We start from the raw sequence: 21,972 nt of genomic DNA, 5'->3' as shown, positions 1-21,972 counted from the left end.
TTATGGCAGTTAGAGATACAAGCATAGATCCTAGATTACTTGAAAGTGCAAGGAAGCAATTTCGGGAAAAAGGTTTTTTGGGCGCGCAGCTTTCAGATATTTGTAAGGATGCAGGAATTACCACAGGAGCAATTTATAATAGATATAAAGGAAAAGAAGAACTGTTTGAAGCCGTTGTAAAAGATACGGTAGAAAGTATGAACGGAATCTTGGAGGAAGCAAAGAATGTTGATCCATATAAGCTTTCGGATGATGAACTTATAGGAGTTTGGGTTAATACCGAGGAGAATACAAGACTTTGGAATGAACGTCTCATGGATATGAAAGACGGACTGGAACTGCTTCTTAAGTGTTCGGAAGGATCAAAGTACAGTCGCTACCACGAACAGTGGCTTGAAAAAATGTCAGATATAGACTATGACTATTTAAAAGCCTTGCAGGAAAGGAATCTTGCAGATAAGAAAATTTCTCGCAAGGAGCTTCACGTGCTTGTCTCGGCATTGTGGAAGTTGTACACGGAACCGATTGTTCATGGTATGTCTGATAAAGAGATTGAACATCACTGCAAAGTGGTCGGAGATCTGTTCAATTGGTCCAAGGCGGTTGGAATCAAAAAATAATGTGATAGAATGAGGGAGAAAGCGTTTGCTTTCTTCCTCATTTATTGAGCAGAACACTTAACTTAACGAGGTATTTTTATGTTTGAGATTATTTTGATTCCGTTTTTAGGAACTGCGCTCGGGGCTGCGACAGTATTCTTTTTTAAAAAAGCAATAGGAGAAAAGATGCAGCGTGCGCTTACAGGTTTTGCATCGGGTGTGATGGTAGCGGCTTCTTTTTTTAGTTTGCTTTTACCGGCACTTGATCAAACCGCGGAGATGGGAAAGCTGGGATTTGTTCCCGTATCCATAGGATTCGGCATAGGAATGTTATTTCTTCTTGTGCTTGATGTTGTGACTCCCCATATGCATCTGGATAAACTTGAAGAAGGCCCGAGGAGCGGACTTAAGAGAACTACAAAGCTTGTTCTTGCCGTAACTCTGCACAATATTCCGGAAGGAATGGCGGTTGGAATAGTATGTGCGGGATGGATGTATGGAAACAACTCCATCACTTATACGGGAGCGTTGGCGCTGGCACTTGGTATTGCCATACAGAACTTTCCTGAGGGAGCGATAGTTTCAATGCCGCTTCTTGGTGAGGGAGTGCCAAAGGGAAGGACTTTTTTGTATGGTGTATTATCGGGAATAGTTGAGCCGATTGGAGCTGTTCTTGTATTGGTGGCTTCGGGAGTATTGATTCCATTGATGCCGTATCTTCTCAGTTTTGCGGCGGGAGCGATGATCTACGTTGTAGTGGAAGAACTTATTCCTGAGATGTCGGAAGGAGAGCACTCAAATATTGGGACACTCTGTTTCGCGGCAGGATTCATTTTGATGATGGCTCTTGATGTAGGGCTTGGTTGAATCTTATTAAGAAAAAATCGCATTTACGAATGCCCGTGTTGTATGACGAATCGTTTTACAACACGGGTTTTTTGTGTGATTGCACCAAATAAATTTGTTTTGAGAAAAGCATAAACGTGATTTGACACAGAAAAATATGAGTGCTATTCTGTTAGCCATAACTAACGATACGACATAATTACGAGGCTTGAAAATCAAAATGAAAAGAAAATCTGATTTAATCTTAATATCAATATTTATTCCATTTTTAATTTAATCAAGATTCAAAACTGTTTTTCAGAAAACTGATGGAGGGATTATGCATAATAGTAAGACATTTATTAGATGCCCGAGTGGTTTTACAAAAGAATATGTTTTGGTATGTTTTCCTTTTGCGGGTGGAGCGGCATCAGCATATAACAATTGGGTAAAAAGGCTTAGCGATCTGATCGACGTCTGTGCAATCCAGCTTCCGGGACGAGAAGACCGGATAATGGAGAAGCCTTACAGAAATATGGAAATGCTGGTTTGCGATATCATGGAAGAGTTAAAAAAATTAAACAAACGACTAGTTTTGTTCGGGCATAGCATGGGAGGAAAGATAGCGTACGAAGTTGCAAAGAAGCTTGAAGACGAAGGTTGCGGAGCGGAACTTTTGATTGTATCGGGAAGCAGAGTTCCCAATGTACCGGAACCTAATCCTGTATATCAACTTTCCGATGAAGCATTTTTGGATGCCATAAAGAGGTTCAACGGAATGCCCAAAGAAATTACGGAGAACAGAGATATTATGAATTTCTTTTTACCAATGCTCAGAGCGGATTTTGAGCTTGATGAAAAATACTATTCTCCGGGTGTCACTATATTGAATTGCCCAATAATTGCTCTTGGAGGAAAGGAAGATTCAGAAGCAAACGAGAAAGATATATCACGTTGGGGTGATTTTACCAGAGAAAAATTTGCTTATAAAGTTTTTGACGGCGGACACTTTTTTATTAAGCAAAGCGAAGCCGAGGTAACAGGTTTTGTAAGAGAAAAAATACTTAAGTGTATATAGAAGAGGATGGATGCTAGATGAGATATATAAAGGATATGACAAAATATGAAGGTTTGAATGGATGGGAGAGAATCTCACTCAGTGACTGGGTGAGAAATATTACGAATAAGTACAGTGATCGAATAGCGATTGTAGATTCGCAAAGAGAGGTCACCTACAGAGAACTGGATCGTGAAATAGATGAAATTGCATATGGTTTATATAAACTGGGAATTGCTCCAAAAGATAAGGTGATTGTTCAGATACCAAACAGGCTTAGCTTTGTGATAACTCTGTTTGCCGTTATCAGAATAGGAGCAATTCCCATTTTAGCACTGCCTGCATATAGGGAAACGGAAATAGAAGGAATAATCAAAGTTGCTTCACCCAAAGCTTATATTGTTGCGGAGAAGTATATGGGATTTGATTACCTGCCGATGGCAAAAAGGATAAAAGAGGAAAGCAGCAGCCTTGAATTTTTGATAGTTGATGGTGAGAGAGGCGGCGATTATCTGATAAAAGATATCATAATTTCAGGCAGAGAAGTTATGGATTCTGGAAACGGAAGTGAAGACTTTTTTACAAAATCAGACGGATACGATACAGGAGTACTTCTTTTGTCCGGGGGAACTACTGGAGTACCAAAACTCATTCCGAGAACTCATACAGATTATCTGTATAACGGAAGAATGTCGGCACTAAAATGTAGGGCTGACAGTAACAGCGTTTATCTCGCGGCTCTTCCCATTGCTCATAATTTTCCTCTTTGTTGCCCGGGAATAATTGGAATATTGGATGTTGGAGGAAAAGTTGTTCTTGCTTCGAACACTACTCCTGATGAGATTCTTAACCTGATTTCGGAAGAGAAGGTTACTATAACGGCACTTGTACCGGCTATGTTAAATCTATGTCTTGAAATGAGTGAATGGGATGAAGACATTGACATTTCAAGCCTTGAGATATTGCAGGTTGGAGGCGCGATGCTTGAAGAAAGCCTTGCGCAAAAAGTAATTGATAGCTGGAGTGACTGCAAACTGATGCAGGTCTTTGGAACGGCGGAGGGACTGCTTTGTTTTACCGATCTGTCAGATGATGACGAGGTCGTGGTGAATTGTCAGGGTAAGCCTATTTCAGAAGCCGATGAAGTAAAAATTGTAGATTCCGATCTTAAGGAAGTTCCGAGAGGAGAATTCGGAGAACTTCTTTCAAGAGGCCCGTATACTATACCCGGATATTTCAATGCGGATGAAGTAAACAGGATAAGTTTTACCGAGGATGGATTTTATAGGACCGGTGACCGTGCAATGTGGACAGAAGAAGGCAATATACGCATGGGCGGAAGAATAAAAGAACAGATAAACCGCGCAGGTGAAAAGATTACGCCATCTGAGGTTGAAGCTCTTTTATGTCAAAACGAAAGAATCAAAGAAGCGGTTGTCGTAGGCGTGCCTGATGAAGAACTCGGATTTAGGAGCTGTTCATTCATTCTTTCTGAAGACGGAGAAGAGTTTGAGAGGGAGGAAATATATCATTTTCTGAAAAATAAAGGCTTGGCGGGATATAAAATCCCCGATCAGGTTGAAAATATAGATGTGTGGCCGCTTACAAGCGTTGGGAAGATTGATAAAAAGCAATTGGTTAAACTGGCTCAAAATGTATTTGAATAACAAGAGAAAGGACATAAGATGAACGACTTACAATTAAAGACTCAAGTATGCAAGATGCTCGGTATTGGTGATGTTCAAAATCTATCAGATGACGAAAATCTGATAGAAAGAGGAATGAACTCTTTAAAGATTATCAGAATTGCCAGTATGTTGCGAAAAAGCGGAATAAAAGTTCCGTCGGGAGAAATGATGGAAGAACCGACATTGGCTGCGTGGAATAAATTAATTGAAAAGGGCGGATCCGGTAAGAATAAAACAGAAGCGGTATCGGAAGGTAAAAAAGTTTCAGATATAAAAATCGGGGAGAAATTCCCTTTGACGGATGTGCAGTATGCGTATCTGATCGGAAGAAGCGACGATCAGGCGCTTGGCGGAATAGGGTGCCATGCATATCTGGAATTTGACAGGGAAGAAAAGATGGATGTCGATAAATTAAAAAAGGCGTGGAATAAAGTTCAGGCGCATCATCCAATGCTAAGAGCGAAGTTTAATGAAGACGGAACTCAGGAAGTGATGGCAAAGGCATACAGTGATGATATTACCGTATGCGACCTCACAAACATGACAGAAAGTGATGCAACCGAAGAATTATCAAGAATCAGAGAGAGACTGTCACACAGAAAATTAGATGTTTTCAGCGGGCAGGTTGCAGGAATAACAGTTACACTTCTACCAAAAGGACAAAGCAGAATTCATTTTGATATCGATCTTTTAATAGCCGATGTACAGAGTTTGCAGGTAGTTTTGCGTGATCTTGAAAAAGCATACAGTGGAAAAAAACTTCCGAAAACTTCACGAGACTGGAATTTTGCCGATTATATCAGGCAGCAGAACGAATTTGATCAAAAAGCTTACACGGAAGCAAAAGAGTATTGGACAAGCAGACTAAAGGACCTTCCTTTAGGACCGTCTCTTCCGCTTAAGAAGAGACCTGATGAGATAAGTGAGACTAAATTTAAGAGAAGAATATTCAATGTAACCAATAAGGAATGGAAGATCATAAGGGAAAAAGCCGCAGCAAGCAAAACTACGCCTGCGATTGTTTTCATGGCTGCTTACGCTAAGGTTCTTGAGAGGTACAGTACAAATAAAAAGTTCTTAATAAATGTTCCTTTGTTTAACAGGCAGACTGAATATGACGGAATAGAAGATGTTATTGCAGATTTCACGACACTTCTCCTTTTAGAGGTAGATTGTACCGGAAAAGAGAGCTTTATAAATCTTGTAGATAGTATAAGTAAGCAGTTACACAAAGATATTCGTCACAGCAGATATTCGGGCGTTCAGCTTCAAAGAGATATTGCGGCATATTATGGAGAGCAGCTGAATGTTGCACCTGTCGTGTTTGCATGCAATCTGGGAAATCCGCTTGTGGATGATGATTTTACTGAGAAGCTTGGTGAGTTCACATATATGATCTCGCAAACTCCGCAGGTGTGGATAGATTTTCAATCTTATGAGAATAAAAACGGCCTTATGCTGACGTGGGATACAGTCGATGAGCTGTTCCCGGAAGGAATGATCGATGAGATGTTTTCATCGTTTGGAAATCTTATAAGAGAGCTTGTTGATAGAGATTGGAATGAATACATAGATACTGCATCCAAAGAATATATCGAATTTGTAAAAAAACAGGCTGATGTAGGAAAACTTGAAGGCGAGGAATGTATACACAGCGCTTTTTTAAAGAGATGCAAAGAAACTCCCGATGCAGTGGCAATTGTTGACGCTGAAAGAGGAATCATCCTTACGTACGATCAGCTCTATAAGAAAATAGTTGCAGTTGCATGCAGTATAGCCAAAATGAATATTTCAAAGAGCCCTGTTGCGATTACGCTTAACAGAGGTTTTGAGCAGATTGTGGCTGCATACGCCATCATAATGTCCGGAAATTTTTATGTGCCTGTTAGCATAGAGCAACCTGTTGAGAGAAGAAAACTCATTCATGAAAAGACAGGAATAAAATATGCCATTACAAACAGGGATGTAAAACAAGTAACGTGGCAAGACGATGTGGAGATACTGTATTTGTCTGACCTCGAGAGAAATGCAGATGTAAGCACGATTGAAAATGAGAAAATGCTTCCAAAAATTTCTCCGGAAGATTCTGCATATATTATCATGACATCCGGAACGACAGGACTTCCTAAGGGTGTGGAGATAAAGCACAGCGGAGCATGGAACACGATACATGAGATCAATGGAAGATACGGTATTGGCGCAGATGATACTTCGCTTGCGATTTCCTCCATGGATTTTGACCTCTCTGTTTATGATGTGTTCGGAATACTTGGAGCCGGCGGAAAGCTGGTTCTAATTCCTGATGAAAAAAAGAGGGATGCAGATTATTGGTTGAAACTTGTAAAAAAATACAATGTAACTGTATGGAATTCAGTACCGATTCTTTTGGAAATGCTTCTTATCAGTGCGCAGGATGAAAAACTTCCGCTCAGAGTTGTTATGCTGTCCGGAGATTGGATAGGATTGGACCTTCCTCAGAAGGTATCCGATCATACAGATAACTGCAAGTTTGTTGCGATGGGCGGTGCCACGGAAGCCAGTATCTGGTCCAACTTTATAGATGTCACATTGCCAATTCCTTTGGAGTGGAAATCAATTCCATATGGAAGGGCGCTACCGGGACAGGCTTACAGGGTAGTTGATGCAAACGGAAACGATTGCCCTTATTGGTGTGAAGGCGAATTGTGGATAGGAGGTCATGGTGTTGCCAAAGGATATAAAGGTGACAGTGAACTTACAAATAGAAAGTTTGTGACAGATGAACTTGGCCGATGGTATAGGACAGGAGATACGGGAAGATTCTGGAAAGACGGAACAATTGAGTTTCTCGGTCGTAAGGATAATCAGGTTAAGGTAAGAGGACATCGAATTGAGATAGGCGAGATTGAAAAAGCGCTTAAGGATGTCAGAGGCGTAGAAAATGCAGTTGTTGATGCTGTGGGTGAAAAAAACGGAGATAAGTATCTTGTTGCTTTTGTGGAAGGCCGTCCGGAGGACGGTTCGGATATTGCAGTCACTGTATCTGAAGAACCTGAGAAAAAAGATATCTGGGAAAAAATATCTTTTGTAAATATTAAGGAAGATGAAGACATTACATGTAAACTCGATAAATTTACGGAAATGTCTGATGTTGCGGTTACAGGTGTTATCACCGATATCCTTGGAAGAGTGCCTGAACCTTGCGATAAGTGGAGACCACTTATGCGCAGATGGACTTGTTATCTGGATAAAAAGGAAGATACAGAGTCTGATATTGAAGAAAAACAATATGAGACAGAATTGTTCCCTAAAATAAAAGTTATCCAAAAAGCATTGCCGGATATTCTTGTTGGAAAATCCAATGAACTGCAGATTTTTTATGATGATCAACAAGAACTTACACCCAACAGTTTTATTAAAATGATTCCCGGTGAAACGGAGCTTTTGGATAATCTTTGTGAGACTTTAAGTGAAATAAAAAGTGAAAAGCCGTTAAAGATTCTTGAAGTGGCGACCAGAGATTTCGTTGTAAGCAAAAGGATAAGAGAAGCTTTAAATGGAGTAGAGGCGCAGTATTACTATACTGATAATTCAAAATACTTTGTTGATATGGCAAGGGAAGGAGTATCGGATAGGAATACTGAATATATAGTTGCTGATTTTGAGAAGGATGTAACTGGAACAGCAATAGATATTGCTAAGTATGACATTGTTATTGCATATAATTCGCTTCACAGATGCAGGGATGTTAAGCGTGTAATAAGGAGTCTTAAGTATCTTATGGCGCCGTCAGCTGCTGTTTATGTTCAGGAGCTTACCGAAGAAAGTCCGGTTCAGGAGATAACGGCAGCAGTTTTGGAACACGGTTATAACAATATAACCGATATGCGAAAAAGGAAAAACAGAGGATTGTTTGATGGCGATATGCTTAATGAAATTTTTTCTGACTCTGAGTTTTCCGACAGAATCGTATTTAAGGACATATATAAAAGAGCGGTTGTATGGGCAAGATATAAGGACACCAAGACAATATATACATCGGAAAAGATAGGAAATAGTCTTTCAGAGAAACTTCCTGAGTACATGGTACCAAAGGTGTATAAGTTCCTTAATAAATTACCGACTTCACGAAACGGAAAACTTGACAGGAAAGCCCTGAGGGCATTGGTTGATATTTCAAAAGTGACGGTCAAGGGAAGAGAGGCAGAAACTTCAAGCGAAAAGAAATTATTGGATATTTGGAAAAAGATATTTGATAACGAAAATATCGGAATAGAAGACAATTACTTTGCGCTTGGCGGAGATTCGCTTGTTGCGACAAGGCTTGTTACTGAAATTGGTAATGCATTCGAAAAGAAAATATCAATCGCTAAGATTTTTGAAAAGCCTACAGTTAAAGAACTCGCTGCAGAACTGGAATCACTTGGCACTTATGAATCTTCAAAAGATTTACGGGAAGTGCCGGCAGATCCTGAGAATATGAACGAGCCGTTTCCTCTTACAGATGTTCAATATGCATATTGGATCGGAAGAAACGGTCTGTATGATCTGGGAGGAGTTGCAACACATTGCTATTTTGAATTGGAAGCGGAGAAGCTTTCTTTTGATAAAGTTCAGAATTCATTTAATGAGCTTATCAAAAAGCATGCAATGATGCGAGTGGTTATCAGTTCCGATGGAATGCAGAGAATTCTTTCAGAGTCTGAGGTTTCGGATTATGAAATAAAGATATATGATATCAGTTCTTTTGCAAAAAATGAGCAGGATGCAGCACTTGAAGAAAAAAGAAAAGCTATGTCACATCAGGTGATCGATGTTGAAAAATGGCCGCTGTTTGATGTGCAGATCACGAAAAAAAGCGATGAAAGTTCGGTTATACACGTAAGCTTTGACAATATTATTTTTGACGGTTGGAGCATGTTCCATATTTTGAATGAATGGGCTGAAGCTTACAGAGGTACGCTTGCTGAAGAAAGAATCGATTTCTCATTCAGAGATTATGTTCTTGAGATTGAGAGACAGAAGCAGACAGATAAGTATTTTGAAGATGAGAAATATTGGATTGAAAGACTTGAAGATTTTTCAGCGGCGCCGCAGCTGCCTTTGATCAAAAAAGAAAGCGAAGTCAAAGAACAAAAATTCAGCAGAAGAAACTCGAGGCTCTCAAAAGAAGAGTGGAGAGGACTTAAGAAGTATGCCAAGAAGATAAAGGTTACTCCGTCGGTTTTACTTATAAGTGCTTATGCGGAGGTGTTAAGACTTTGGAGTTCAAACGATGATATTACGATCAATCTCACGCAGTTCAACAGGAAGATGATCAATCCCGATGTAGGAAAGATTGTCGGTGATTTTACAACGCTCACTTTATTGGAAATAAGGAATTTAAAAAATACAGCTTTTTCTGAGCGCTGTCTCGGCGTACAAAAACAACTTGCCAAAGATATGGAACACTCGCTGTACAGTGCGGTTGAATTTGAACGAGAGTTAAAAAAGAAGAACAGTAATTCAAGAGCATCTGTAATGCCGATTGTCTTTACAAGCGGACTTGGCGTTGAAGAGTGGAATGATGGAAAGTGGCTTGGAAAGCTTACTTACAATATTTCTCAGACACCGCAGGTTTGGCTTGATCATCAGGTGGTTGAAATGGACGGAGAACTTTGTCTGTTCTGGGATTATGTAGAAGAGCTTTTTGATAAAGACATGATCAATCAGATGTTTGATACATATGTCGGACTTTTAAGAAATATCGGAACAGGAAGCATAGGTATATCTGAAAACACTGTAATAAATGCGCCTATTTCCGATGTTAGAAAACAAGCCAATCAGACGTTAAAAGATATAGATACGGATACGCTTGATGGAATGTTTATTAAAAGGTGTATAAAGGATCCGGATAAAGTAGCCATAGTTACAGATGGTATGAATATGGCTTACTGTGAATTATACAGTGAAGCGGTAATGGTTGCGGAAAAGCTTAAAGCTGCAGGTTTGCAAAAAAGTGATATTGTTGCTGTTCTTTTTGAAAAGGGATGGGAGCAGATTGCTGCGGTGTTTGGAATTCTTTTTGCAGGAGGAGTGTATCTTCCTCTTGATGTAAGTAATCCGGACAGCAGATTGCAGAGAATATTAAATGACAGTAATTCACGTTTCATTGTTACAAATACTTGCATAAGTAAAGAAAAGCAATGGACTGAAGATTTCAAAGTCATTCTGATCGATGAGAAAAATGCACCTATGGTGCCGGTTTATTTAGCAAAAAGTATAAACACTCCGGATGACAGGGCGTATGTCATTTATACCTCAGGCACGACGGGAACACCGAAGGGCGTGGTCATATCACACAGGGGAGCGGTTAATACGATAAAGGATGTCGTAGAAAGATATGGAATTACGTCGGATGACTGTGCTTTTGCGATATCAAATCTGCACTTTGATCTTTCTGTATTTGATGTTTTTGGAATTTTGGGAGTCGGTGGAAGACTCGTTATCCCAAATCATAAAAAGTTAAAAGAACCTTCATACTGGGTGAAGCGCATAAACGAAGAGAAGATAACCGTTTGGAACAGTGTTCCGGCGTTTATGGAGATGCTTGTTGAATATATGTCTTTTAACAAAAAAGCAGAAAATATACGTGCCGATCATAACGGACTTAAACTTGTAATGATGAGCGGAGACTGGATTCCCGTTACTCTTCCTGAAAGAATCAGGGCAATATACAGTGGCGTGAAACTGGTAAGCCTGGGAGGCGCAACAGAGGCATCAATATGGTCAAATGACTATGTGATTCCGGATGATTTTGATAAAGAGTCAAAGAGCGTACCTTACGGAAAGCCTCTTTCCAATCAGAAGTTTTACGTATTAGATTCCAATCTTGAAGATTGTCCGGATCTTGTTCCGGGAGGACTTTATATTGCCGGAACCGGTTTGGCGGAATGCTACCTTAATGATGAAGAAAAGACAAATGAAAAGTTCTTTATTCATCCTGTAAAAGGCGAAAGGCTATATAGCACCGGTGATATGGGACGTTATTTTAAAGACGGAAACATTGAGTTCCTAGGAAGAATGGACGATCAGGTCAAGATAAACGGTTACAGAGTTGAGCTTGGGGAAGTTGAAGATGCGCTCAGAAAGATACAAGGATTTAGAGATGTCATTGCTGTTTTGTGTGTGGACAATAACTGTCCCATCCTTGGAGCAGTCATGTTATCTGACGATGAGAGCCCGGATCTTGCGGATGAAGAAATTAAGAAAGAGCTCAGAGATTTCCTTCCTGCATATATGATTCCAAATGTTTATATAAAAGCTGATGGATTCAAGCTTACAGGAAACGGAAAGGTCGACAGAAGCTATTATGAAGAGATTATAAAAGAAAGAAATCAGGGTCCAGAAGATAACACATCTATAGAAGAAAAAGAAGAGAGTATGACCGAACAAAAGCATAAGCTCGTTAATATCTGGGAATCGGTTCTCGGGACAAAAGTAAGACCTGAAGATAATTTCTTTGAACTGGGAGGAAGCTCACTTCAAGCAATCAAGATCGTAAATCTGATGGATGAAAGAGCAGATGTGGACATTGAAGTTGGCGATCTGTTTGAAAATCCTACGATAAATGATATTGATCGTCTCCTTGAAGAAAGAGGTGGCCGGATTGCTTAAGTACGACGATGAAATAAACAATTATATTCAGGCTCTAAATAAAGAAGGAATCAATATTCATGTTGAAGGGGGAAAGATTAAGTATAAGTGTGAAAAAGGTGCTCTTCCCCCTGAGCACCTTGAAACAATAAAAGAAAACAAGCCCGGGATAATTGGTTTTTTTGAAAAAATCATGAATGATACCGTGCCGCTTACATCGATACAATATGCATATCTATTGGGTAAGGAAAAGAGCTGTGAGCTTGGAGGTATAAGTTCACATTATTACATCGAATATGAGATGAAGAATATTGATATCGATAAATTGGAAGCGGGAGTAAATGAACTTATAAAAGAGTCGGATGCTTTGAGGATGGTTGTAAAGAAGGAAGGGCATATGGTCTTTTTTCGAAATTGCAGCAAGTATCATGTTGAGCGATATAAAACGGATTCCTTGAACGGGCATGATGATGTGACTTCACGGATGAAAGTCAGGGAGGCATGGCAGCATAAAGATTATGAGATAGGTTCATGGCCTATGTTTCACTTTGCGGTAGGTAAGGATGAGAGCGGAGCCGGAAATGATGTTTTACACATCAGTTTTGACTGCATGATCCTGGATGCGTGGAGTGCAAAGCTAATGGTTGAGAAGCTCTTTCGTATTTATGAAGGAAAAGAAATTACATTTCCTGAGCTTACATTTAAGGGATACATGAAGGAAATGCGTGATTATCCCGAAGATGAGAAGGCATTAGGGTATTGGGAAGAACAGACAAAAACGATGCCTTTGTTTCCGAAACTTCAGACGAAAAAGAAGTTTGGTGAAATATCTGAAATGATATTTGACAGAGTAGAGCATTCTTTTTCGAAAGAAGAAACGAAAAGGCTTTACGAAAAATGTAAAAAGATAGCAGTAACGCCGGCATCTGTTATCTGTACTTTATTTATGAAAACTCTTTCCGATTATAGTAAAAATAAGGATATTGCTGTAAATGTGACCTTGTTTAACAGAAAAACAAAGAAAGAATGGGGAAACAAGGTAAACGAAATCTTGGGAGAGTTTACCAATAACGCCGTTATCAGATATGAAGAAAAAAATGAGAAGCTTGAAGATTCGATGAAAGCAATTCAAAAGCAATTCTGGAATCTGCTTAGATATCGCGATTTTGAAGGGACAAAAATACTTGGAATGATCGCGGACGGAGCAGTTGGGAAAGCGGTTATGCCTGTTGTATATACCTGCATGCTGGGCGGAGAAGTTACCGGAGAAAGTTTTGGTTTTACCGAGACCTATTCATTAAGTCAAACTCCACAGGTGATGATTGATCATCATGTGAGAGACGATCTTGGTTTTCTGAAGATTTCCTGGGATTATGTCAGGGATCTTTTTGAAAAAAAATATATAAATGATGTTTTCGAAAGATATGTAGAAAACATCAGAAGTTTTATCTGACGGAAAATTTTAGACTTGGAGGTTAATGCAAAATGAACATGACAGTAAAAGAAGTAGAAGTGAAGTTAGCTAACGGAGAGGTATTAAAGGGAGAACTTGATATGCCTGTTACAGGCGATAAATGGAAGACGTTTATTCTTATCCACGGATCGGGAAATTCAGACAGGCATTCTTCAATAGTTGTAAACGGACAGGTTGTTTCACATAACTTTGATGAGATTGCGCAGACAATGACGGATGCGGGATATGCAGTATTTCGCTATGACAAGCGAGAGATGGCGGATATCGATACGATCATCTCTGATGCAAGAGAAGTTGTAAATGCAGTTTCCAAGATGGATGAGGTAAAAGAGATTCTTTTATATGGATGGAGCGAGGGAGTTAGAGTTGTTGCAGAAGTGATGGATGAGGTAAAAGCCGGTGGTTTTATTCTGCATGCAGGTCTTGCCGATGGCTGGGGATCATATTTTGACTATATCTTAAAAGAACTTACTGTAGAAAAATTCCGTGAACTTGATACTGATAATGACGGAGTACTTACATTGGCAGATTTTGCAGGCTGCATGCCTAACGGAACTTCTCTTACGCTGAGCATTTATGTTCTGGTATTGGATATGCTTGGCGATGGAAAGGTGCAGTTTAAGAAGGAACTGGATCCTGAGAATAAGGGAATGTTTGCTATTGATAAGTGGATTGAACTTGCGGACGAGATAGTAAAAGATCCCACATCCCTTGCAAGGTTTGCGGAGAATGCACCAAAAGAAACGTGGAACGGAGTACTGGAAAAAATTAAGACAATAGATGTGCCGGTGCTTATCTTGCATGGACTAAACGATGGATGGATCTCACCTGAGGGAAGTGTGAGAATTGCAATGAGTTGTAGAGATCACGCGGATATTAAGATATTCAGCGGTCTCGGACACAGTCTTGAGAGAGTTGATTCACCGCTTAAGGACGAAGGTGGCGTAATTGAACCGGAAGCACTTAATGAGATATCGAACTGGTTAAAGACCAAAATAAGATAAAGGATGATGAAGATGCAGCTTAGTAGATATAAGACATTACATGAAGGTTTTTTTGAAAACAGTAAAAAAAATCCTGAAAGTATTGCTGTAGTTTATGAAGATGAACGTATCACATATAAAGATTTTTCTGATATGGTCAGGAGGACTGCAGCTAATTTACGGAAAAAAGGAATAAGTAATAAAGATAAGGTTGTTGTGGTTATCGAAAGAGGACCTCAGCAATTGGCAACCTATATTGCAATCATGAGTATTGGAGCTGTTTATATTCCTGTTTCAATCCATCAACCATTGAACAGAAAACAACAGATAATAGAGGATTCAAAAGCTGATTTTTTAATTGAATCCAAAGATCTGAGCGAAGCGGAAAATGAAATACAGTTTAATGATGAGGATATTGTTACGGATGAGAACAATTCCGCCTATGTAATCTATACATCGGGATCTACGGGAATTCCAAAGGGCGTTGAAATGTCTCATAAAGCAGCAATGAATACCATAAATGAAGTTACAGAGCTTTTTGATATTGATAATAATGACAGTATCTTAAATGTTTCTTCTTCAGACTTTGATCTGTCTGTATTTGATTTCTATGCAATTTTGTCGGTCGGAGGAACGGTTGTACTGATAAGAGATGAGGATTACAGAAATCCGGGGGCATGGTATAAAGCAATCAAAGAAAATGGCGTAACTATATGGAACAGTGCTCCTGCTTTGATGGAAATGCTGTCGGCGGTAGCAAATGATAAAGATAATCTTTCGTCACTTAGACTGGCATTTCTTTCGGGAGACTGGATTCCCATGGGGCTTTTTGATAAGTGGAATGGTTTTTCGAAAGCAGGCAGCAAGTTTGTTTCTCTCGGAGGAGCTACGGAAGTGGGAATCTGGTCAAATTACTTTGTGGTTGATGAAGTAAAAGATGAATGGGTATCAATACCTTACGGAAAGGCACTTCCTAATCAGGAATTTTGTATAGTCAGCGACGGAAAAGTCATAGAAGAACCCGGTAAGAGCGGCGAATTATGGATTGGTGGCCGGAGTCTTGCGAATGGTTATATAAACGATGAGCAAAAGACAAATGACAAGTTTGTATATGACGATTGTCATAAGAGGTGGTACAAGACAGGTGATCTGGGGCAATATTTTCCTGATGGGAACATAGAATTTCTTGGAAGATTGGACAATCAGATAAAGCTTCGCGGGCACAGAATAGAGCTTGGTGAAATAGAAAACAAAGTTGAATCTATTGAAGGCGTTGCTGCTGCAACGGCAATTGCTTCGGGAGATAAATTCCATAAAGAAATCATTGTTTTTTGCACCGGAAAAGAGTGTGAAGAAGCAAAGCTTGCGGATTATCTCAAAGATTGCCTTCCCGAATACAGTATGCCAAGTAAATATATATATACGGACAGCTTGCCTCTTAATCAGAACGGTAAGATTGACAGAAGAGCTTTGGAAGAAAAATATCTTTTGATCGTCAAAACAAAAGATGATTCTGATGATGATAAAAATGTGGTAGTCAGGGAATTGGAAAAACTTACGGGAAGAACAATTGATAATCTTGATGAGGATGTGTTCAAACTCGGAGCCGACAGCCTAACTATAGCGAAATTTATCGAACGTATGAGAACTGAATATAATGTGACGATTTCTTTTAACACGGTATTTGAAAATCCTACAGTCAGAGATCTGGCTGACATAGCAATGCAACTTATTGACGGCGCAGACGGAGAAGAAGGAGAAATATAATGAACATCAATGAATCGCACAATATTAAAGAGTTTATTGTGGATTTGGAAGAACAAGGGATTTGCTTATATTTAGATAATGAAAAATTGAAGTACAAACTTAATTCCGGAAGTTTATCTGATGATCTTAGAGCAGAAATTTCAGAAAAGAAGCAAGAGATAATTGATATTCTAAAAAAAGAATCATCTATAAATATTGATAGTTTGACAAGTGGAACAATACCGCTTACAAGCGTGCAGGCAGCATATCTTGCAGGTAGAACCGGTGCGGTTGATTGGGGGGATGTCGGATGCCAAGGATATATAGAAGTTAATTATCACGATCAATCGGTGCCGGAAATAGTAGATGCATGGAAAAAACTTGTTGAAAGACATGAGATGTTAAGAAGCAAGGTGCTTGCTACAGGCATCGAAACAGTTGATTTTTCTGAGATTACTTTTGAGACGGCTGTTGTTGATGTATCAAACTTATTGGATGAAGAAAGAAACCAAAAACTCAGAGATATAAGAAAAGAATTTGCAAATCTCAGATATGATACCGACAAACTACCGCTTTTTAAGACATTGATAACCAAGCGGCCTGATGGCAATTATTTCCATCTTTCCGTAGATCTTATCATAGTTGATTTTGCAAGTATGCAGATTCTTATAAACGAACTGGACAGGCTGATATGCCATGAGGAGCTTGAGCCTGTCAGAATCGGATATTCTTCTGTTGCAAGATATAATGATGCGATAAGGAACAGTATAAGAGGAATCAGAGACAGAAGATATTGGATGAACAGGATAGAGGCAATTCCCTGTGCGCCGCAGCTTCCACGGGACGGAAGGGCTAAGGCAAAGGAAGATTGTGAAGAACAGTTTAGCAGAAAGCAAAGTTATATTTCGGATTTTGTATGGGGCAATATACAAAGATTTTCAGCCGATAATAAGGTGACACCTTCTGCGGTTCTGGTGACTTTATATGCTTATGTATGTGCCAAATGGAGTGATGAAAAGAAGTTTACATTAAATCTTCCTATTCAGAACCGCTCTGAGGATGAAGCACTTTCAGGAATGGTGGGAGATTTCACGAATGTAAATCTGCTTGAAATTGATCTGACAGAAAATAAGCCTTTTATTGAAAACGTCAAAGCTATAATGGGGCAATTGTATTCAGATCTTGAACATAAGAGCTTTTCAGGTATTGAGGTACTAAGAGAACTGTCAAAGAAACGAGGACGCGATGCGGGCTTTATGCCGTATGTATTTACGGGGGTTTTAAAAGCATCTTCAATGAACGGAACTATTGAGGGTGGATTTAGCCGAACTCCGCAGGTATGGCTTGATTGCCAGGTTGTTGATGTTTCTGAGATGGGACAACCTGACAAAGGACTTATGATCAGTTGGGATATAAGAAACGGGGCAATCAAAGAGAAAATTGTAGACGATATGTTTGATGCTTTTGTAAATACCCTAACAGATATTGCAAAAAGTGAAGGCGACTGGCATAGGCAGCTTTTACTTAATGTAAGAACAAGTTGTGATTATAAGGAATTATCGGAAATTAAAGAAATACAGGATAATATGAAGATATCTTTGGTTGACGGTTTTCTTTATAATGCCCTTAAAAATCCTGATAAAACAGCGGTAATTGATTACAAAGGAGAATATTCTTATGCGGATATGTTAGTCAAAGCAAACAATATTGCCGCATATATAAGCCAAAATGTTATGAAAGCAAACAGCAGGATTGCTGCGATCAGGATGAAAAAATCGGCAGATCAGATTGCGGCGGCACTTGGCTCAATCATGGCAGGCTTCGCATATCTTCCTATTGACACTAAGCAACCGGAAATTAGAATTAACAAGATAATTGATTCAGCACGGCCGGATATTATATTTGATGATAATAATATCAAGGAAGCGCTGTCGTTCAACGTAGCAGAGTTTTCTTTTAATAAGGATAAGTTAAATGAACTTGCATATATCATTTTTACCTCCGGTTCAACAGGTGAGCCTAAGGGTGTAATGATGAGCCATAAAGCGGCATACAACACTTTGGTTGATATGAGGGAAAGATTTGGCCTTACATCTTATGAAACAGTGATTGGAATTGCCGAGTTGTCATTTGATCTTTCTGTTTCGGATGTTTTTGGAACGTTTGACCTGGGAGCTACGTTAGTGCTTACCGATCCTGAAAAGAGATCGGATCCTTCTCATTGGGCAGAATTGGTTAAAAAGTACGGTATAACTCTTTGGAATTCTGTTCCGGCGCAGGCAGAGATGCTGTTAAATTTCGTCGATGGAAATGAGAGTTTTTCAAGTGTAAGGAATATCTGGTTGTCAGGAGACTGGATAAGAACAGGACTTCCGAATGACTTGAGGAAAATTATGCCAAATGCCGGAATAACCAGTCTTGGTGGAGCAACAGAAGGTGGAATATGGTCTATTTTCCATAAGATAGGAGTAGAGGAAGAACGTCCGTCCATACTTTACGGAAAAGCTCTCAGCAGGCAGTGGATGAGCGTTATAGATAACAATCTTGAAATTTGTCCCGATTATGTTACGGGCGAGATTGTTATCGGTGGATTGTCACTTGCCATGGGATATCTGAATGCCAAAGAACTTACAGATAAGAAATTTGTATATCTTGAGAGTATAGGGAAATACATATACAGAACAGGAGATAAGGGAAGATTTGTAAGTGACGGTGACATAGAATTCCTTGGAAGAATCGACAATCAGGTTAAGGTCAACGGACACAGAATTGAGCTTGGCGAGATTGAGAGCGCACTAAATGAGATTCCGAATGTCAAGGAAAGCTGTGTTGTTCACTATAAGGATATGGGAAAAGAGAAACTGGCTGCATTTGTTGTGGAAGACAGTGTGAAAGATGAGACTTTTGCAAAAGTGAATCTTCCGAAAGATCGCGTCTGTGAAGAGACAATCATCAAGTTTAACCGCCTCCTTGAATGTGCTATTTGTGAAAGTGTATATAAGGGCTTTTGTGATGCTGTAAAAGATGATGATGCTTCTTTTTCCAAAGAAAAGACATATGCAAAAGAGCAGATAAAGAAAGCACTGGGAGTTATAGAAGAATATGATCTCATATTTGAAAAATGGCTTGGAATTTTATGTGAAAAGAATTATATAACTTCCATCGGCGGAAATTATAGATTTGAAAGAGAAGCAAACACAGAGTTGTGGGAAGAGTTTAAGTTTTCTGAAATGCTTAATATGGCGCCTGTTGAAGTCAGTGAATACATAAGACATCATGCAGATAATATACAGGCTTTGTTTAAGAAGGAACTTAATCCGCTTGTGTTCCTGTTTCCTGAGGGAGATACGGCAATTGCTGAGAAATTATATGGCAGCACGGCAATTGCAAGTTACTTGAATCCGATCATTGCCGAATCGATAAGCTTATACGCATCTACGCCGGGTAGATTTATATCTATATTGGAAGTTGGTGGCGGAATTGGGGCAACCACAGACAAAGTTGTTGAGAACCTTAGGAATAATAATATTAAGTATGATTACTTATTTACAGATCTTTCGGAATTCTTTTTGACAAATTGCAAGAAAAAATATCCTGAGATGGGTACGGCTATTCTTGATATGGACAGGATAGATGATGAGAATCTCGGAACATTTGATGTGATCATTGCGGCGGGAGTTCTTAACAACACTGTCAATATTCCGGCGACTGTTGAGAAACTCAGTAATCACCTTAAACATGGAGGAATCTTATTTATAACTGAACCGGTGGGAGAGCATTTTGAGATAAATGTATCGCAGGAATTTATGATGCCTGAGCATACGGATATGAGAGCGGAGGGCCACAAGTGTTTCCTTGAACGTTCGGAATGGAGAAGAATCCTTACAGGTGCCGGATTGGATCTTGTAAGTGAATTTCCGAAGAAGGAGAGTGTATATACGCTTCTTGATCATGATCTTTTTGTGGCAATAAAAACCGAGAAACCTGATGAAAAGTACAAAGAATACAGAGAATTTCTAAAGAAAAGAGTTACGGATGCGATGGTTCCTTCGATAATCAGAAGGATAGATTTCATTCCGGTAACAAATAACGGAAAAATAGACAGAAAGTCTCTTATTGAATATGCGAAAAGTTTAAAAACAGTCTCTACGGATTCTGTGGATGCTTCAACCGGTAAGGAGACTGATGAAATTAAGCTTCCGGATATCAAAACAGCTGAAGAAATTGCGGATATCCTTAAGCAGATTTCAGGAAAAACAACGCTTGGCTTTTATGAGAATCTTATTGAGGAAGGCTTCGATTCGCTTTTGCTGTCTCAGGCAGCAGGAAGAATTGTAAAAGAGATTCCTAAGGCAAAGAATATCAGATTTGATGAAATCCTTAGAGTTGCGCTTGCCAAATCGACAATAGCTAGTATTGCTGAATATATTGAAACTTCAGTCGCTACGGAAAAAGAGAATGAGATACCTGTTGATGATACTGATGATCTTTCCGATGATTATTCAGTCAGACTGGTTGTTGATAAGGGTATGGCACATGTTATCGACAATCTTGAAACAAGGGCAAAAGAGAAAAAAATATCATGCAATATATGTGACATCGGAAATATTAAAAAGAATATTGCCTCAAAAGACGAAGATAATACATTCATTCTTTCCGGAGGTGATGGGGCAAATAAGATTATTGAGATTGCAAGTGAGCTTCTTACGCAGGGAAATTCAATTGATAGGATAGTCCTTGTTGATCCCGGAAAACCTGAAGAGAATACTTTTTATCTCGGAGATATCGTTCTTGCCTGTGAAGATGAAGAAATATCGGGACTTTGGAAAGATTGTATACTTGGAGAAGTTACAGAGTGCAATAAGGATGAGGTACTTGATGTTTTGACGGAGGATATCGCGTGAAAGGGATGATCTGTGTACTTGGAGCAAGTGGGGCTGTCGGAAAGGCGGCTTCACTTGAACTGATAAAAAGAGGATATATTGTACGGTTGTTATGTCGAAAAAAGCCTGAAGAAGTGATGAAAAGTTATAAGGAAAGTGGTTTAAGCGATGAGGATGCCGGCAGGATAGAAATTTTTTCCGGAGAGCTTAAAAAAAGCTGTGATAACGAGGCTTGGATTGATGACTTTTTTGAAGGTGCGGATGCGGTTATCGGCGGAGTAGGCCCATCTGTATATTATAGTCATATAATGCTTGAAATGGCGGAAAAAAGAAGAATTCCTTATCTTGATCCCGGTGGTATGCATCTTATACGTGAGTATGAAGAAAGTGAGCCGTTTGACAGTTTGTCGGTAGTGGGAGCAGGTGTGTTTCCGGGATTGTCAGGTTGGATGACTTTATATTCCAGGAGATTGTTTGTAAATAAATATGGCGCTGTGACAGATAATGGCAGGGCTGAAACTTGTGTGGGCGGAATATATACATTTTCAAAGGCTGCAGCAATTGATTTTGCAGAGGAAGCCAAAGACAGCAAAGCAGGAATTCCTATGGCTTGTATAAGAAAAGGGGAGATTTCTCCGATACAGAGGATAACATCTGAATATAAGCCGGCTGTTCTTGACGGATTTAGTTTTATTCCGTATTTATCTGAGGAATTTATTTATCTTGGCAAAAATAAAGAGATAAAAAATCTTGATTCTTTTACGGTCGTAGACAATGCATTGAGACAGATAATGCTGATGGGACAGCCTGATTCAAAGCAACTTACGGAGCTTAAGTATAGTGAGGAAAAATGTATTATTACCACAGCTTTTTATGATGCCGGAAAAAGTGTGGAACTTTGTTTTGAGGCTGCAGATCCGGGAACCGTTACAGGAACTGTTTTGGCTTTAAGTGCAGATGTTCTGGTGAAAAATGAGGATATCTGCAAAGAAAGAAAAGGTATATATCCATTATGTGATGTTATGGAAAATCGTCCTATTATTGATGAGATTAAAAAAACAATGCAAGGATATATGTCTTTTAGCATAAAATATAAGGACTAA

At 39.3% G+C, this 21,972-nt stretch carries 10 protein-coding genes; all 10 read left to right on the top strand.

Annotated elements, in window-relative coordinates; all coding sequences use genetic code 11:
* Positions 1–2 precede the first annotated feature (2 nt).
* The 10 genes from G628_RS0104675 to G628_RS0104630 all read left to right on the top strand — a co-directional run bounded on the left by G628_RS0104675 (position 3) and on the right by G628_RS0104630 (position 21,972).
* Positions 3–620 (top strand): TetR/AcrR family transcriptional regulator, encoded by a 618-nt coding sequence (locus G628_RS0104675; protein ID WP_027208591.1) that lies wholly within the window; start codon positions 3–5, stop codon positions 618–620.
* A 78-nt stretch (positions 621–698) separates the two neighbouring features.
* A complete protein-coding gene (locus G628_RS0104670) occupies positions 699–1,466 on the top strand; it encodes a ZIP family metal transporter (RefSeq protein ID WP_027208590.1) in 768 nt (255 codons plus the stop codon).
* A gap of 298 nt (positions 1,467–1,764) precedes the next feature.
* On the top strand, positions 1,765–2,502 hold the full coding sequence (locus G628_RS0104665; protein WP_034500642.1) for a thioesterase II family protein: 738 nt from the start codon (positions 1,765–1,767) through the stop codon (positions 2,500–2,502).
* Positions 2,503–2,519: 17 nt separating this feature from the next.
* Complete coding sequence (locus tag G628_RS0104660) at positions 2,520–4,148, top strand: (2,3-dihydroxybenzoyl)adenylate synthase (RefSeq protein WP_027208588.1); 1,629 nt, start codon at positions 2,520–2,522, stop codon at positions 4,146–4,148.
* 18 nt (positions 4,149–4,166) lie between these two features.
* Complete coding sequence (locus G628_RS0104655) at positions 4,167–11,804, top strand: non-ribosomal peptide synthetase (RefSeq protein WP_027208587.1); 7,638 nt, start codon at positions 4,167–4,169, stop codon at positions 11,802–11,804.
* Entirely contained in the window at positions 11,797–13,236 is a 1,440-nt protein-coding gene (locus G628_RS0104650) for a condensation domain-containing protein (RefSeq protein WP_027208586.1), read from the top strand. The genes G628_RS0104655 and G628_RS0104650 overlap by 8 nt, the downstream gene beginning before the upstream one ends.
* A 32-nt stretch (positions 13,237–13,268) precedes the next feature.
* Positions 13,269–14,261: an alpha/beta hydrolase family protein gene (locus G628_RS0104645; protein WP_242827170.1), complete on the top strand. Its 993-nt coding sequence runs from the start codon at positions 13,269–13,271 to the stop codon at positions 14,259–14,261.
* A gap of 12 nt (positions 14,262–14,273) precedes the next feature.
* Positions 14,274–16,007, top strand: coding sequence for a non-ribosomal peptide synthetase (locus G628_RS0104640; protein ID WP_027208584.1), 1,734 nt, complete (start codon positions 14,274–14,276; stop codon positions 16,005–16,007).
* Complete coding sequence (locus G628_RS0104635; protein ID WP_027208583.1) at positions 16,007–20,890, top strand: amino acid adenylation domain-containing protein; 4,884 nt, start codon at positions 16,007–16,009, stop codon at positions 20,888–20,890. The genes G628_RS0104640 and G628_RS0104635 overlap by 1 nt, the downstream gene beginning before the upstream one ends.
* Entirely contained in the window at positions 20,887–21,972 is a 1,086-nt protein-coding gene (locus G628_RS0104630; protein ID WP_027208582.1) for a hypothetical protein, read from the top strand. The genes G628_RS0104635 and G628_RS0104630 overlap by 4 nt, the downstream gene beginning before the upstream one ends.

It is taken from the genome of Butyrivibrio hungatei NK4A153 (genome assembly GCF_000424465.1).
Taxonomy (GTDB): domain Bacteria; phylum Bacillota; class Clostridia; order Lachnospirales; family Lachnospiraceae; genus Butyrivibrio; species Butyrivibrio hungatei_A.
The sequence above is the reverse complement of the archived record's forward strand: the minus strand, read 5'-3'. Positions and strand labels throughout refer to the sequence as shown.

Excerpts from the sequence above, each read along its gene's own strand:
- G628_RS0104670 (WP_027208590.1), top strand. The coding sequence starts at position 699 with ATGTTTGAGATTATTTTGATTCCGTTTTTAGGAACTGCGCTCGGGGCT.
- G628_RS0104655 (WP_027208587.1), top strand. The coding sequence starts at position 4,167 with ATGAACGACTTACAATTAAAGACTCAAGTATGCAAGATGCTCGGTATT.
- G628_RS0104660 (WP_027208588.1), top strand. The coding sequence starts at position 2,520 with ATGAGATATATAAAGGATATGACAAAATATGAAGGTTTGAATGGATGG.
- G628_RS0104675 (WP_027208591.1), top strand. The coding sequence starts at position 3 with ATGGCAGTTAGAGATACAAGCATAGATCCTAGATTACTTGAAAGTGCA.
- G628_RS0104635 (WP_027208583.1), top strand. The coding sequence starts at position 16,007 with ATGAACATCAATGAATCGCACAATATTAAAGAGTTTATTGTGGATTTG.
- G628_RS0104640 (WP_027208584.1), top strand. The coding sequence starts at position 14,274 with ATGCAGCTTAGTAGATATAAGACATTACATGAAGGTTTTTTTGAAAAC.
- G628_RS0104645 (WP_242827170.1), top strand. The coding sequence starts at position 13,269 with ATGAACATGACAGTAAAAGAAGTAGAAGTGAAGTTAGCTAACGGAGAG.
- G628_RS0104665 (WP_034500642.1), top strand. The coding sequence starts at position 1,765 with ATGCATAATAGTAAGACATTTATTAGATGCCCGAGTGGTTTTACAAAA.